The following is a 15,382-nucleotide window of genomic DNA, read 5'->3' on the forward strand; positions in this document are numbered from 1 at the left end:
CACACAGGTACGTGGAAACCGCTTGCACCACGACCTTCATCTGATCGTGACCGTTATCCGGCGACGGAGTCCCGTATTCCGTTCGGGCGCCGCGGCGTAGGAGGGTCCGCGGGACGGCGCGATGGGCGGTGACCGGTCCGGCGAGGGGAGCGCCGGCGAGGCGGATCAGTCCGGGGTGTTCACCATCGAGGCGGCGGCGTACGTCAGGTAGTCCCACAGCTGCCGCTCGTGCTCCTCGGCGAGGCCCAGCTCGTCCAGCGCCGTGCGCATGTGCTTGAGCCAGGCGTCGTGAGCCGCCCTGTCGACCGTGAACGGCACATGGCGCATCCGCAGGCGGGGGTGGCCGCGGTTGTCGCTGTAGGTGCGCGGCCCGCCCCAGTACTGGATCAGGAAGAGTGTCAGCCGCTCCTCTGCCGGCCCGAGGTCCTCCTCCGGGTACATCGGCCGCAGCAGCGGGTCCTCGGCAACGCCCTCGTAGAAGCGGTGCACGAGGCGCCGGAAGGTCTCCTCGCCGCCGACCTGCTCGTAGAAGGTCTGCTCCTGAAGCGTTCCGCGCCGAATCTCATTCACGCCCCCCATGCTCTCAGACCGACCCGCCCAGGGCCGAGGCCCTGGGGATCCCCTGAGACTCCGCGCAGCGTCCGGCATGGAGGCTCGCCTGATGCACATCTACGCAGCAAAGTGAACATATGGGTCACAACGGGGATCGATTCGCCGAGGCCGCCGCCGAAGCGAGGCGGGCGTTGGTGCGCGACATCGTTGCCGATGGCGGGCTGGCCGATCCGGCCTGGCGGGCGGCGTTCGAAGAGGTGCCGCGGCATCTGTTCGTGCCGTACTACTTCACACCCCGGGCCGGAGCATCGGAACGCCTGTGGCGCGAGGACCCCGACCCCGGCCGGCGCGCCCGCTGGCTGCGCGGTGCCTACACGGACGAGCCGCTGGCCACCCGCCTGCGCGACGGGGAGCTGCTGTCGTCGAGCAGCCAGCCCTCCCTCATGGCCCTGATGCTGGACGCGCTCCAGGTCACCGACGGGAACCGGGTCCTCGAGATCGGGGCGGGCACCGGCTACAACGCCGCGCTGCTGGCGCACCGGCTCGGCGACGCCGCCGTGACGACGATGGACCTCGATCCGGAGGTCAGCGAGTCCGCCCGCGCCCACCTGTCGGCCGCCGGGTACCGCCCCACGGTCGTCACCGGCGACGGCGCCCGCGGCTGCCCGGAGCGCGCCCCGTTCGACCGCGTCATCGCCACCTGCACCCTGGCGGCGGTGCCCTACGCCTGGCCCGCCCAGTGCCGCGACGGCGCACGGATCGTGGCGCCGCTGTCCACCGGGATCATCACCCTGCGGGTCCGTCACGACGCCGGCGGCCGCACGGCGGAGGGCCGCTTCCTGCGCACATCGGCGTACTTCGTGCCGCTGCGCGGTACGGCCGTGCCCGAGGAGCCCGGGACCGGCCGACTGTCCGGGAGCGCGGTCGAGAACGACCTGTTCCGCTTCATGCTGAGCCTGACCGCGGGAAGCCTCGACCCGGAAGAGGCGCTCGCCCTGTGGTACGGGGAGCACCGCCCGGAGCGCAGCCGTTTCGGGGTCACCGTCGGCGCCGGCCGGCAGTGGGCCTGGCTGGACGATCCCGAGGGGCCCTACGTCTGGCCCCTCGGGCCGTCCGGCGACTGAACTCGCGGTCGCAACCGCTCTCGTGCCGCGGTTGAACGCTCGCGCCGGGCGCCACGTATTCATGGCTGTCGGCAGGATCGCCGTCCGGCGCGGTGAGGCTCCCCTCGCGGGTCGCTCAGCCGCGGCGGACGGTGATCGTCGTCCAGGCGCCGACGTGCACCCGGTCGCCGTCGTTCAGCGGGATGGGAACGTACGGCTGGATCGGGTCCTCCGCGCCGTTGAGCGTGGTGCCGTTGGTCGAGTTCTGGTCGACGACCGCCCAGGACCCGTCCGGCTGCTGCACCAGCACCGCGTGCTGGTGCGAGACACCCGGGTCCTCGGGAGGCACCGACAGGTCGATGTCCGGCGACTCGCCCGTCGACTGCCGACGGCGGCCGATGGTGATCTGGCCCCCGGTGAGCGGCAGGTGCTGCTCGGGGGAGAAGGCCGGCAGATTGAGACCGGTGGCCTCCGGGCCGCTGCGCCGCATCATCGCCATGAAGTACTCGCGGTCCGGGCCGACCACCGCCGTCCATCCCGCCGGGGCGGCCTGCTGCTGCGGAGGCTGCTGCTGCTGACCCGGGTGCATGCCCTGCATACCTGGGCCCTGCTGGTGCTGCGGCGGCATCGACTGCTGCGGGAACGGCGGCGGACCCTGATGGCCCTGATGTCCCTGCGGCCCTTGCGGCCCCTGGTGCCCGGGCGGAGGCGGGGGCGACTGGGTCCGGGAGGGCGGCGGCAGCATCCAGTCGTCGCCGCCACCGGTCTGCTGGTGCTGCGGCGGCGCGGGCGGACCGGGCTGCTGCTGGAACGCGGGCGGCGCCGGGGGACCGGGCTGCTGCTGGAACGCGGGCGGCGCCGGGGGACCGGGCTGCTGCTGGAACGGCGACGGCGGGGGCGGCGGACCGCCCTGCTGCTGGAAGGCCCCCGGCTGCTGCTGGTGCTGCGGCGGTTGCTGCTGCTGGTGACCGGGCGGCTCCTGCCCCAGCGGCTCGGCCGGCCGGTTCATCTGCGAGGGCCGCGAGCCCTGGTACTCGAACGGGTCACGCTGCTGCTGCGGAGGCGGCGGCGGGGGCCCGTGCTGCGCCGGCGGCCCGGGCGGACCCGGCTGCGACTGGAAACCGGGCGGGAGGTTCAGGCCACCCTGCTGCTGCTGCGGCGGCGGTGCCACGGGCGTGTACGACGTCGCCGTGTGCGTGAGGAAGTTGTACCGGCACTCCTCACAGAACGGGGCCATGGCCTCGCGGGGGGTGCGGCACTGGGGGCAGAGCTCGGCCTGGGCCGTGGCGTTCGGATCGGCCGGGCCGGGATAGCCGTAGCCGGGAGGCGGCGGTGGAGGCGGCGGTACGGCACCCGCGGGAGCACCGGGAGGAGCCATGCGGTGGCCGCAGACCTCGCACCAGTCGTCGGAACCCGACTGGTGTCCGTTCGGGCAGGTCGGCATGTCGGCGCGTCCCCCTCTCCTCATCCGGCCCGAGGGCCGTTCACTCGTGTTCGTACGTGCTTATTTCTTGACGCGAACCGTCTTCGTGGAGCGCGTTTCGAGTGTCATCTCATCCGCGTCCGCGACCTTCGCCTTCAGTCGCACAGTACCCGTCGCCGCATCGACGACGTCCACCACCTTCGAAAGCAGCTTCGCGGTGTCCTCGTTCCCGGAACGCGCCGCGAGCTGTACCGCGCGGCCCAGTTTCGCGGTCGCCCCGCCGAAATCACCCGCCTTGCGGGCCTCGAGTCCCTGCTGGATGACCTGCGCCAGTTCCGCCTGGCCCGTGTAGTGCGCCACCTGCGGATTGATCGACGTGGACGCTGCCATGTCGTCCGTCCAGACCGCCCGTACGAGCCCGTGCGACAGCACCTCGGGGGCGCCGCCGTCGGCCGCCGGGACGATCAGCGAGACCCGCGTCGCCAGCATCTCCTGGCCGATCGCGGCCTCCGGCACCTGCACGCATATGTGGTAGTCACGGGACTCGTCGCCCCATGATCCGGTCGGATAGTCGCCCGCACGGGGGCCGGCCTCCGTGCGCCGCCCGGTGAGGTCCTCCACGGTGGGCGCGACCTGCTTCACGAACTTGATCTCCACGCCGACGGGGGTCCAGAGCCGCAGCGCCACGTCCGCGACCTCCTTGCCCATCGCGTTCTCCATCATGCTGGTGAAGTCCGCGGCGAGGCCGCCGGGGTCGGCGACGATGTCGGCCGTGCCGAGGAGCGCCGACGCGATGCCGGTGACCTCCTTGACCTCCCAGTCCGTGCCGACCCCCCGGGCGTCACAGGTGAAGCGGCCCGCGCAGGCGTCCAGGGCGGCCCGCAGGTCCTCCGGCGACTCGTGCTCGTTGCGTCCGTCGGTGAGCAGGATGCCGTGCCGTATCGCCGCGTCGGAGGAGGACAGCAGGCGGTCGGCCAGCCGCAGCCACGTGCCGATCGCGGTGCCGCCGCCGGCCGTGAGGGTCCGCAGCGCCTCCTTCGCCTGTGCGCGGGTGGCCGGATCGGCGACGGCCAGCCGGCCGCCTCCCGGATAGACCTCGAGCGCCTTGTGCGTGCCGGCGACCACCGCGAAGGCGACGCCGTCCCGCAGCGTGTCGACGGCCGCGGCCGTCGCCTCCCGTGCGTTGCGCAGCTTCGTCGCCGGGTACTCCATCGAGCCGGAGCAGTCGACCATGATCACGACACCGGCGGCGGGCACCTGGCCCGGCACGGCGTCGGCGGAGGCCGACGCTCCGCGCAGCGGGGCGCCGCCGGTGGTGCCGCCCCCGGTCGAGGTGACCGTGACGATCGCGTTGACCTCTCGGCCGCCCTCGGGAAGGTATTCGTTCTGGTACACGTCCACCGAGAACTGCGGCACCTGGGACTTGGAGAAAACAGCCATCTGATCGGCTCCTTGTGGGCTCCGCACGGCGCTCCGCCCGGCTGCGGCGGATCGACAGCACGGGCGGCGGGTCGTTCGAAGGCGGCAGGGACAGCGGACGGTTGCGGGTCGAGGCGGCCGCCGGGCGGCGGAGGCCGGCGGGAGCGGCGGAGCGAAGGGGTCGTATCAGGCCATGTCCTGAGCCGATCCTGCCCCTTGACGTGGAACGGCGAACGGCAGGACCGCCACTGTTACGTTGTCGTGGCCGCCGCCGTCGAGGGCGTGACCGACGAGCATCTGGGCGCTGTGCAGCGGACGTTCCGCAGCGTCCACGGGGACGGCCCGGGCCATCTCCTCCGCGCCCTCCGCGTAGTTCCACAGGCCGTCGGTGCAGACCACGACCACGCCGGAACGGTCCGGCTTGAACGCGGCGGTGTGCGGCTCGAGTTCGTAGGCGTCGGCGCCGAGCCAGCCGGTGATCGCGTGGGCGCGCTCGTCCGCGTAGGCCTCCGCCTCGTTCATCAGGCCGGCCGCCACCATCTGCGCCGCCCAGGAGTCGTCCTCGGTGAGCCGGGCAGGCGGTCCCGAACGGTCGTCGGGGACCCAGTAGGCGCGGCTGTCACCGACCCAGCCGACGACCAGCAGGCCGCCGGCGGCCACGGCCCCGACGATCGTGCAGGCGGGCGCGTTCTGGTGGCGGTGCTCCTCACCGGGGGCCTGTTCGGGCTGCCCGGCCAGGGAGTTGACCGCCTCGGAGGCCGCCACGATCGCCTCGTGCATGGCCTGCTGCGGGTGCGTACCCCGGGGCAGGGCGGCCAGCAGCCGTTCGTTGGCGGCGCTCGCGGCGGCGGCCGACGCCTCGTCGGGGCGGGTCGCGGACGAGACACCGTCGCAGACGACCGCGACGACGGCCGGTGAGCCGTCCGGCAGGGCGGTGGCGGAGACGGCGAACGAGTCCTCGTTGCGGTGGTGCCGCAGACCCCGGTCGCTGACCGCGGCGACCGGACCGAGCTCCTGCTCCATGTGGTCGCGTTCGCGGGGCTGGGCGTGGCCGCAGTTCTCGCAGTAGCCGTCGGTGTCGACCCGGCCGGCCCGGCAGGCCACGCAGAGCTTGGCGCCGGACGGCGCGACGGCTGCCGGCGGTGCGGCCGGCGCCCGGGGGTCCGGTGCGGCACCCGGCGCGGGTGCGGCGAGCTCGAAGTCGCCGGAGGGCGGGTCGTCGAACCGCACACCGGAGGCGGGCTGCCCCGCTCCGGTGACCGGGTCCGCGGCGCCCGCGCCCGGCGCGGCCGTCCCGTGGCCGTGGACGGCCTGGCCGGCGGTCCCGGTGCCGGGACTCTCATGGCCGTGATCCCCGGCGTCCGCACCGAGTTCGGCGGGGGCGGGCGCGGGCGAGCCGGGCAAACCGGCGGCCGTGCCGTGCGCGGGCTGCGCCGGTACGGGGGCTCCCGGCGCGGCGGCACCTGGCGCGGTGGCACCCGGCACACCGGTGCCCCCTGCGGCGGCCGCCTCGGCGGCGGGGGCACCGGGCCTGCCCGTCGGCGGCAGTTCGCCGCCGTCGGAGTCGGTGCCCGGCACGTCCGCGGCGCGCTGTGTCGGCGTCGGGGTGCCCATCGTGTCGGTGCCGGTGGCCGCGGGCCATTCGACCGGCGTGCCGATGGCCACGGTGGGGCGGTCCTGCGGCACGGCGGGCACGGCCGACAGGTCGTAGCCGCACGCCCCGCAGAACCGGTCACCCGGCTCCAGAGGTTCGTCGCAGCCGGGGCAGGTCGATCCGGCAGTCGGCCGGTGCTTCTGCGCCATCAATCACACCCACGTCCGGGGGCGGTAGCGGTTCGCCCGCTCCACCAGCTCTATCCGCTCCTCGCCGCGCTGGGCGAGCCGGGCGAGCACCCGGTAGGAGCGTTCCAGCCCGAAGCGCAGACCGCGTTCGTCCAGCGTGCTGCCGAGCAGTGCACTCGGTGCGTGCGGAACGGACGGCCCGCTTCCGGGACTTCCGGAGAGTACCCAGTCCAGCGCCGTGCCGAGTACCTCTGTGGACAACCGCTCGCGCCGTACGGCGTCCAGACCGAAGCCCGCGAGGGCGGCGACCTGCGAGGCAGCCGCCGACAGGTCGTCCAGCAGCGGTTCGTGCACGGCGCGCCGACGGAGTCTCGCCCGTACGGCGGCAACCCGTGCGGCCGTGTAGTGGATCGATGCCTCCGGCACCGACTCCAGCGTCCGTACGGCCCCGATGCGGTCGCCGGCCGCGAGTTGGACCCTGGCCAGCCCGAACGCCGCGCTCACATGGCTCGGGTCGGTCGTCCACACGAGACGGTAGTACTCCGCCGCGTTGTCCAGCTGGCCGAGCACCTCCGCGCACAGGCCGAGGGCCAGCTTGGGCGCCGGTTCGCCGGGGAACGCGTCGTAGACCGCGTCGAAGGACAGTGCCGCGGCCTGGTGGTCGCCGGTCACCAGGGAGGTGACACCCCGGTACCAGACCACCCGCCAGTCGTCGGGCTGCTGCTGCTCCATGGTGGCGAGCGCCGTCGTCGCGGCCGTCAGGTCGCCCATCTCCAGACGGGCACGCAGTTCACGAAGGCGCGTCTCCGGCGAACCGGCCGCCGCTGTGTGCAGTGCGGCGATCAGCTCGGCGGGGGCGGAGGCCATCAGGCCGGCCAGGAAACCCGCGTTCGGGTCGTTCGGGTCGACGCGGGGTACCGGCAGCGCCAGCGACGCCGCCCTGGTGTCGAGCACGGCGAGATGCGGGGCGAGGTCCGGGCCCGGCGGTGCCTGGCCCGCCGGAGCAGCGCCCGGCAGCGGTCGGCCGGGCGCGCGGGGTGCCGGAACCGCCGCGTACGGGGCAGGGGCGGCGGCATATCCGGCGGGGCCCGCGGCGGACGGCAGTTGCGCGGGTGCCTCGGCCGCACCCGCCGGCGCTCGCCCGCCCCGTTTCACGTCGCGCGCGCCCAGCCTGGACACGTCGTCGGTCTGCTCCGCGAACAACTCCGTGTCCGTCACCCGCAGTTCCGGGCCGAACAGTGTCGACACGGCCGGGCGGGGGCGGCCCGTCTGCATCGCGACGACCTCCCGGAGCACCCCCGTCAGCTGCTCGGCCATCTCCTGCGCGGAGGCGAACCGCCGCCCCGGGTCCGGGTCGGTGGCCCGCACCAGCAGCCGGTAGAAGGACTCGTACGTCCGGAAGACCTCGATGTTCTCGGGGTCCGGCAGGCAGTCCACGAACACGTTCGTGTAGCCCTGGAAGTCGAAGGTCAGCACGGCCAGCGTCCGTGCCACGGTGTACAGGTCCGAGGCCACCGACGGGCCGACCTCCGCGACCTCCGGCGCCTGGTAGCCGACGGTGCCGTAGATGGCGGACTCGGCGTCGTCCATCCTGCGGACCGCGCCCATGTCGATCAGCTTGAGCTGGTCCTGCTGCTGGATGGCGTTGTCGACCTTGAAGTCGCAGTACAGGAGGTTTCTGCTGTGCAGATGCCCGAGCGCCTCCAGCGCCTCGATGCCGTAGGCGCACGCCTGCTCCACCGGCAGCGGGTCGCGCCGGCCGTCAGGGCCGCGCCGCTCGTTGGCGATCTCCTTGAGGGACTTGCCGCCGACGTACTCCATGACGATGTAGCCGTCGAGGGAGCCGGTGCGCTGGTCGAGGTGCTCGACGAAGTTGTAGATCCGGACGATGTTGGAGTGCTCGATCTCGGCGAGGAAGCGCCGCTCCGAGATCGCGGCCGCCATGGCGTCCTGGTCACCGGTGTCGAGCAGGCCCTTGAGCACCACCCACCGGTCCGACACGGCCCGGTCCACGGCCAGATACACCCAGCCGAGGCCGCCGTGCGCGAGACAGCCCACGACCTCGTACTGGCCGTGCACGATGTCGCCGCCGGTCAGCTTCGGCACGAACGAGTACGGGTGGCCGCACTTGGTGCAGAAGCCCTCGGTGCGTCCCGGCCGGTCGCCACGGGCCCGCCCCACGGGCGCTCCGCAGTCGGAGCGCGAGCAGAACCGCTTGCGCTCCGGCACCTCCGGATTCGCCATGACGGCGCCGCGCGGGTCGGGCCGCGGGACGTCCGGCACGGACACCAGCCCCGCGCCCAGCCGGTTGCGCGCGGACGAGGCCGCCGACGCGCCGGAACTGCGGACGGAGACCGACCGGGCCGAGGACTGACCGGACAGGGAGAGCGACAGCCGTCCCGAGACCGACCGGCGCGACGACGACGAGCGCGAGGAGGCACGGGAGGAACGGGAACTGCTGCGCGCCGACGAGGAGTCCCGGCCGCCGCCGCCGGCGATGCCGGTGGCCGGCGAGGACACCATGCCGGTGGGCGACACGACCGGCGCCAGCCCGCAGGTGCCGCAGTACAGCTCACCGCCGCCCATGTCCTCGTACGAACCCGCGCAACCGGGGCGCTGGCAGTTGTCGTTCCCGCTCATGAATCCCCCCTGCGGTCGGTGGGCCCCGACTCCGGTCCGTCCTGTCGCTGCGCCAGGGCCTCCGCCGCCGCGTGCTGGTAGCGCAGAACCGCCTGCTCCGCGGCGCGCAGATCGCACGGTGCGCTCCACAGCATGCGGCGCGCCGCGTCGTACCGCTCGATGAGCATCGGGTCCTCGGCCGAGCCCTGGCGTGCGACCTTCGCCTTGTACGCGTCGAGACGGCCGCGCAGCTCCGCCCGCACCGCGAGCGGAGCCGTGACGGCGGTCAACGACTCGCGGGCACGCATCAGTTCATCCTCCGCCTCGCGCTCCAGCGAATCGAGCAGCGGCGAGAGACGGTGCCACCGGGCGTGCCTGCGGTGCTCGGCGGCCGTGGCGAGGCGTTCCTGGAGCGCGGTCGGCGGGCCGCTGACGGCCGGCACCTCGGACGCGGCGATCTTCGCCAGCACCTCGCCGCGCGCCGCCCGGGCCTCGGTCAGCGTCCGGTCGGCGCGGGAGAGCACGTCGCGCAGCCGCATCAGCCGTTCCTCCGAGTCCTGACGGACCTGGAGCACCGCCTCGATCTCACGGCGCACGTCCTCGAGGGCGCGTGCCGCCCGGTCGTAGCGGTCCGTGTCGGGCCGGCCGCCACCGGGTGCCGCGCTGCCCGGCCCGGGCCGCCAGAAGGCGAGCGGGTCGGACACCACCTGGGCGCGCAGTGTGGAGAGCTCCTCGGTGATGGACTCCAGCTCGTCGCCGGAGGGGTGCTCCCCGGGCCGCACGCCGACGGAGTGCGCGAGCGAACGGGTGCGCCGCAGCTCCGCGGAGAGCAGATCGATGCGGGCGGGCAGCGCCGACCAGACCGCGTCGGCCGTCACCACCACGTTCAGTGACGCCGCGTAGAGGTCGTTCATCCTGGCGACGAGTTCCTCGAGGGTGAACTGTTCGGACAGCCTGGCCGGTCCGGTGATCCCGGGGGCGGTGTGGGCGGCCTGGCTCGCCACGGTGACGCTGCGGCCGCGCAGCCGCTCTGTCAGTTCCGCGAGGTCCTCGCGGCTGGACCAGCGTCTGCGGGAGCGGAGCTCACGGATGCCGTTCAGCGCGGCGGTGTAGGCGTCGAAGTAGGCCCAGAGCAGGGTGATCTGCTGCTCGGCGGTCGCCCAGCGGTCCTTGGTCACACCTGTCAGCTCAGCGCCTTCGAGCAGCCTGCGGCCCGCGTGGTCCTGCAACGCCAGCAGCGAGGTCTCCACCGCCTCGTGCTCGGCGCCGAGCCGTGCCAGGGCACGGTCCACCTCGTCCCGGTCCATCACCGGCCCGTGCGGTCGCCCCGCAGGGCCGGGGAAGGGTTCCGCGACGCCCATCGATCACCTCTCCGTTCTTGCCCGTTGCCTGTGGTGCGTGTCGTTCCTGCGGTGCGCTCGCGCCGGCCGTGCCCGCGCGCTCCCGGGGGTCTACCCGGCCCGGTACTTGGGCTGCGGCGGCCCGGTGATGCCCGGCAGGTCGGCCGCGAGCCACTTGTCGTACGCCTTTTTCCAGGGGCCCTTGCGGTACTCGACCAGGACCTGGTTCACCCGGCGCACCAGGTCGTCGTTGCCGAGCTTGGTGGCCACTCCGTAGTACTCGGTGGTGAAGGGAGCGTCGCCCTTGAGCTCCACGGCCGGATCCTGGGCCGCCTGGCCGGCCGCCAGGGCGTTGTCCGTGACGATCGCGTCGACCAGGCCCTGCTGGAGTCTGACCAGGCAGTCCAGCTGGTTGGGCACCGTGTAGAGGTCCTCGTCCGCGGGCTGCCCGTCGTGCTCGTCCTTGAACGTCGCGCCGAAGCTGTCGCGCTCCAGTGCCTCGTACGCCGTCGAGCCCTCCGCGGAGCAGACCCGCTTGCCCGTCAGCGACTTGTCGTACCCGGTGATCGACGAGCTCTTGGACGCCAGCACCTGCTGGCCCGCCTGGAAGTAGGCGGTGGAGAAGGCGACCTGCTTGATACGGCTGCAGCTGATGGTCATCGTGCGCACCACGATGTCCACGGTGCCGTTCTCCAGGGCGGCGATGCGCTGGTTGGTGGGTATGGCGCGGAAGATGACGGCGTCCGGGCTGCCGACGATGTCGTCGGCGATGGCACGGGCGAGGTCGATGTCGAAGCCCTCGAGTCCGCCACCGACCGGATTGCGGTAGCCCCAGCGGTAGCTGTTCTGGTCGACGCCGACGATCAGCTTGCCCCGCTCCTTGATCGCGGAGATCGTGGGGCCGTCGGCACCGGACGGGGTGAGCGAGGCCTCGGGGTCCTCGCAGGTGTCGTCCTTCATGGGCAGGGTGGACGCCACGCCCTGGCCGGTGCCGTGCGTCGAGACGTCACCGCCGTGGGACAGCGGCAGCAGGGTGACGGCGGCGGTCAGCGCGCAGGCGGCCGCCATCCCCGCGACGCCGCCCCAGCCGCGCAGAGTGCGCCGGCGTCCCGGGCGTGCTTCCGAGTCCGTCATCGCTCCCCCTCTCACCGGTACTCCGAAAGCCTGCGGTTGATGCCGAGCACGGCGCCCGCCGCGCCGAGGACGCCGAGCACGGCCGCCCCGAGGGGCAGACCTGACAGCGCTCCGCGGGCGTCCTTCGCCGCTGCCGTGAACTCGCGCTGCTCGTGGGCCAGCGCCTTCTCCAGCGCCGCGTCCACCTTGTCGAAGGACTCACCCGTGGAGCCCTTGGCGCCGATGACCTTGCGGACCACGCCGTCGTAGTCGCCGGCCCGGTCGGTCCTGGTGACGTCTTTGTGGCGCTCCTGCCACTCGGACACGGCCGTGACCGCGGCGTCGACCGGGCCGCGGCCCTCGCTGTCGTCGGCCAGCCGCTGGGCCAGGTGCAGCTGTTCGCCGAGCCGGTTCATGCCGGCGGTGTAGTCCGTCTCGTACTTGTCGCTCTTGCCGTCGTCGGTGAGCACGGCGCCCCGCGCCACCACTGTCAGGTTCTCGTTTGCGCGGGCCTTCAGGGAGTTGATCCGCGCGTCGCCCAGCACCTTGAGGGACTGCTGGCCGTGCCGGTCGGCGTCGGTCAGCTGGGTGCGCGCCACGGTGTGCCCCACCGCGAGCCACAGCAGCAGCACCGTGGACGCCGCTGTCGCGACAAGCAGGCCGTGGTTGAAGACCCGGTTCGTACGGCGGTAGTTGCGGCGCTGCGCCCACAGGAGGGCTCCGATCGCCACCGCACCGGCGGCCGTGGACAGCACGGGCCAGAACCGGGCGTCGTCGTCGTCCTGCTGGAGCCGCGCCGTCTCCGCGTCGTACAGCTTCTGGGCGGCCGGCAGCAGGTCCCGCGACATCTGCTCGTTGGCGAAGCGGAGATACGCGCCGCCCAGCGGCCGGCCCAGCCGGTTGTTGGCCCGGGCGGTCTCGATCAGGGCCGTGTAGCGCGGCAGCGCCTCGTTCAGCTCGGCTATCTGCTGCCCGGACTCGCTGGAACTTCCGGCGTTCGTCGCGGCCTTGACGAGCAGACGGGAGGCGAGCGCGATGTCCCTGTCGTAACGCTCGGCCACCTCACGCGGCTCCTCGGCGCCGGCCAGGAAGCCGCTGGACGCCGCCGTGTCCGCGTCGGCGAGCGAGCGGTAGATCGAGGCGGCGTCGGCGGTGAGCGGCTGACTGCGGGTCACCACGTCGTCCGCGGCGGTGGCGCGCGAGGAGACTTCCAGCACCGTGACCGCGCCGAACGCCACGACCAGCGCTGCCAGTACGGCGCCGATGATCTGGAGCCGCCCCGGCTCCGTCGTCGCCGCGGCGCGCAGTCGCCGGCGGCCCTCGGCCCAGGCACTGCGCCCCGCCGGCCCGTCGGGCACGTGCACGGGCGGGAGTACGGGCGCGTGGGCCGGAGCCGACTGAGGCGCTGTGCGCACATTCGGCGGGTGTGTCACGTGACCTCCCCCTTGGTCGCTGACGTCGGCCCGCTCCCCGGCGGGTCCTGGGACTACTCCCGGCCAGCAGTATGGCCGCAGGGGACCGCCTCACACCACAATTGACCCGATCTTGGTACCGGCGCGGACGCCGGACCCCCCGTCAGCGTGACCTCCCCCGTGATGTCCCCACCATGAATACGCTTCCCGGCCTTGATCGGTTCCCTCCCACCGCCGCCAGAAGGGCACATGAGGCACCGCCCGCGCGCCCCGGCTCACAAGGCGCCGCCCGCACCCCGCGAGGGTGCGAGCGGCGCCTTGTGAGCCGGGCGACGCGCTACGCGTAGTGGGCGCGCAGTGACGCCCGCGCCCCGGCGGAGGCCCCGATGTGGTCCAGCCCCAGGAGCGCCGCCCCCAGTACCGGCGCTGCCGTCACCACCTCGACGACGGCCTTCGGCGCCCTGGCCGCGAGCAGTTCGCGGATGCGCCCGTCGAGTTCGGGGTGACGGGCGGCGAGCACGCTGCCGCCGAGGAGCACCGGCACTTCCTCGTCGAGCAGCCCGAGGCGGTCCAGGGCGACCGCCGCCATCGCCACCACCTCCTCCGCCTGCCGGTGCACCAGCGACCTGGCCACCGGGTCGCCGGCGGCGCTCGTCGCGAAGAGCACCGGTGCCATTTCGTGCTTGCGCACGGCGGCGATGTCGCCCAGGTGCAGCGCCTCGATCAGGGCGTACACCGAGTCCAGCCCGAAGTGCGCGGGCAGGGTGGCGGCGAGCGCCGTCGGCTCGCCGCGGCCGTCCTCCGCTCGCGCCGCCCACCACAGCGCCTCCTCCGCGAGGCCCGCGCCGCCGCCCCAGTCGCCGGAGATCCTCCCGAGCGCGGGGAAGCGCGCGGTGCGGCCGTCGGGCAGCATGCCCACGCAGTTGATGCCCGCCCCGCAGACGACGGCCACACCCCGCGGCTCGTCCACCCCCGCCCGCAGGATCGCGAAGGTGTCGTTGCGGACCTGGGTGCTGCGCCCCCAGCCGCGCCCGTCCAGTGCCGCGGTCAACTCCCTTTCCTCGACCGGCAGATCGGCGTTGGCCAGGCAGGCCGACACATGCTCGACCTGCCCGGTGACGCCGCCCGTGGCCCTGGCCTCCTCGATCGTGGCGGCCAGAGTGTCGATCGCGGCCCTGACGCCGACGTTCGGCGGCTGGAAGCCGGGACCGCGACCGGAGGCGAGCACCGTGCCGTCGGCGCCGACGAAGGCCACGTCGGTCTTGCTGTTCCCCGCGTCGATGGCGAGGACGGTCCCGGCGGGTCCGGCAGTGGGTCTCCGCCCGGAGAGATCGGTCACGCCCACGCGAGGTGCTCCCGGTTGTGCGCGATCAGCTGCTCGGTGAGCTGCTGCGCGTACTCGTACTGGCCGACCAGCGGGTGCGACAGCAGCGCCTTGAAGACGCGGTCGCGCCCGCCGCGCAGCGCGGCCTCCAGCGCCAGGTCCTCGTACGCGGTCACGTTGGCGGTCAACCCCGCGTACAGCGGGTCGAGTCCACCGACCGCCAGTGGTGTCGCCCCTTGGGGGCCGACCGCTGCCTGCACCTCGATCACGGCGTCGTCCGGCAGGAAGGGGAGCGTGCCGTTGTTGTAGGTGTTCACCACCTGGTAGCGGGAACCGGCGCCGCTGAGCAGCGAGGCGGCGAGGTCGACGGCAGCCTCCGAGTAGAAGGCGCCGCCGCGCTTGGCGAGCAGCTCCGGCTTCTCGTCCAGCTGCGGGTCGCCGTACATCTCGAGGAGCCGCTTCTCCATCTGCGCGACCTCCGCGGCCCGCGACGGCTTCGTCCGCAGTTCCCGTACGACCTCGTCGTGGCCGTAGTAGTAGCGCAGGTAGTACGAGGGCACGACGCCGAGGCGGTCGATCAGTTCGCGCGGCATGCGCAGATCGGCCGCCACCGCGTCACCGTGCTCGGCGAGGAGCCGCGGCAGCACGTTCTCGCCCTCCGGTCCGCCGAGCCGGACGGCGGTCTCCCAGGTGAGGTGGTTGAGCCCGACGTGGTCCAGGTGGACGTCGGCGGGCGCGACGCCCAGCAGCCCGGCGAACTTCCGCTGGAAGCCGATGGCCACGTTGCACAGCCCGACGGCCTTGTGCCCGGCCTGCAACAGCGCCCGGGTGACGATGCCGACCGGGTTGGTGAAGTCGATGATCCACGCGTCGGGGTTGGTGCGGCGCACCCGCTCTGCGATGTCGAGGACGACGGGGACGGTCCGGAGCGCCTTGGCGAGGCCGCCCGCGCCGGTGGTCTCCTGGCCGACGCAGCCGCATTCCAGCGGCCAGGCCTCGTCCTGCTCGCGGGCGGCCTGGCCGCCCACCCGCAGCTGGAGCAGCACGGCGTCGGCGCCGTCGACGCCCGCGTCGACGTCGGCGGTGGTGACGATCTTTCCGGGGTGGTCCTGCTTGGCGAAGATCCGCCGGGCGAGACCGCCGACCAGTTCGAGGCGGTCGGCCGCGGGGTCGATCAGTACGAGTTCCTCGATCGGCAGGGTGTCGCGCATCCGCGCGAAACCGTCGATGAGTTCGGGGGTGTAGGTGGAACCGCCCCCCACTACAGCGAGCTTCATGAACGGGCCCTTCTCGGT

11 protein-coding genes are annotated in these 15,382 nt (G+C 73.3%); 1 reads left to right on the top strand and 10 read right to left on the bottom strand.

Going from position 1 to position 15,382, the window contains the following annotated elements; translation table 11 throughout:
- Positions 1–165: 165 nt before the first annotated feature.
- Positions 166–579, bottom strand: coding sequence for a globin (locus ACIPJI_RS01575; RefSeq protein ID WP_307706465.1), 414 nt, complete (start codon positions 577–579; stop codon positions 166–168).
- A 110-nt stretch (positions 580–689) separates the two neighbouring features.
- On the opposite strand from ACIPJI_RS01575, the gene ACIPJI_RS01580 reads away from it, so the two are divergent.
- Entirely contained in the window at positions 690–1,676 is a 987-nt protein-coding gene (locus tag ACIPJI_RS01580; protein WP_402243852.1) for a methyltransferase domain-containing protein, read from the top strand.
- 115 nt (positions 1,677–1,791) lie between these two features.
- On the opposite strand, the gene ACIPJI_RS01585 is transcribed toward ACIPJI_RS01580, so the two are convergent.
- The 9 genes from ACIPJI_RS01585 to ACIPJI_RS01625 form a co-directional block, all read right to left on the bottom strand.
- Positions 1,792–3,099: an FHA domain-containing protein gene (locus ACIPJI_RS01585; RefSeq protein ID WP_402243854.1), complete on the bottom strand. Its 1,308-nt coding sequence runs from the start codon at positions 3,097–3,099 to the stop codon at positions 1,792–1,794.
- A 60-nt stretch (positions 3,100–3,159) separates the two neighbouring features.
- A complete protein-coding gene (locus tag ACIPJI_RS01590) occupies positions 3,160–4,518 on the bottom strand; it encodes a VWA domain-containing protein (protein ID WP_402243855.1) in 1,359 nt (452 codons plus the stop codon).
- A 165-nt stretch (positions 4,519–4,683) separates the two neighbouring features.
- Positions 4,684–6,300: a PP2C family serine/threonine-protein phosphatase gene (locus ACIPJI_RS01595; protein WP_402243857.1), complete on the bottom strand. Its 1,617-nt coding sequence runs from the start codon at positions 6,298–6,300 to the stop codon at positions 4,684–4,686.
- A 3-nt stretch (positions 6,301–6,303) separates the two neighbouring features.
- Positions 6,304–8,919 carry a tetratricopeptide repeat protein gene (locus ACIPJI_RS01600; protein ID WP_402243859.1) on the bottom strand — a complete coding sequence of 872 codons (2,616 nt, stop codon included), beginning with the start codon at positions 8,917–8,919 and terminating at the stop codon, positions 6,304–6,306.
- On the bottom strand, positions 8,916–10,259 hold the full coding sequence (locus ACIPJI_RS01605) for a hypothetical protein (protein WP_402243860.1): 1,344 nt from the start codon (positions 10,257–10,259) through the stop codon (positions 8,916–8,918). The genes ACIPJI_RS01600 and ACIPJI_RS01605 overlap by 4 nt, the downstream gene beginning before the upstream one ends.
- 90 nt (positions 10,260–10,349) lie before the next feature.
- Positions 10,350–11,372 (bottom strand): glutamate ABC transporter substrate-binding protein, encoded by a 1,023-nt coding sequence (locus tag ACIPJI_RS01610; protein ID WP_402243861.1) that lies wholly within the window; start codon positions 11,370–11,372, stop codon positions 10,350–10,352.
- An 11-nt stretch (positions 11,373–11,383) separates the two neighbouring features.
- Positions 11,384–12,784, bottom strand: a complete 1,401-nt coding sequence (locus ACIPJI_RS01615) for a hypothetical protein (RefSeq protein WP_402243863.1) — start codon at positions 12,782–12,784, stop codon at positions 11,384–11,386.
- Between the two features lie 316 nt (positions 12,785–13,100).
- Entirely contained in the window at positions 13,101–14,108 is a 1,008-nt protein-coding gene (locus ACIPJI_RS01620; protein WP_402243865.1) for an N-acetylglucosamine kinase, read from the bottom strand.
- Positions 14,099–15,364, bottom strand: a complete 1,266-nt coding sequence (locus ACIPJI_RS01625; RefSeq protein ID WP_402243867.1) for a 6-phospho-beta-glucosidase — start codon at positions 15,362–15,364, stop codon at positions 14,099–14,101. Before ACIPJI_RS01625 ends, ACIPJI_RS01620 begins: the two co-directional genes overlap by 10 nt.
- Between the last annotated feature and the right edge of the window lie 18 nt (positions 15,365–15,382).

It is taken from the genome of Streptomyces sp. NPDC086835 (genome assembly GCF_044745705.1).
Lineage (GTDB): Bacteria > Actinomycetota > Actinomycetes > Streptomycetales > Streptomycetaceae > Streptomyces.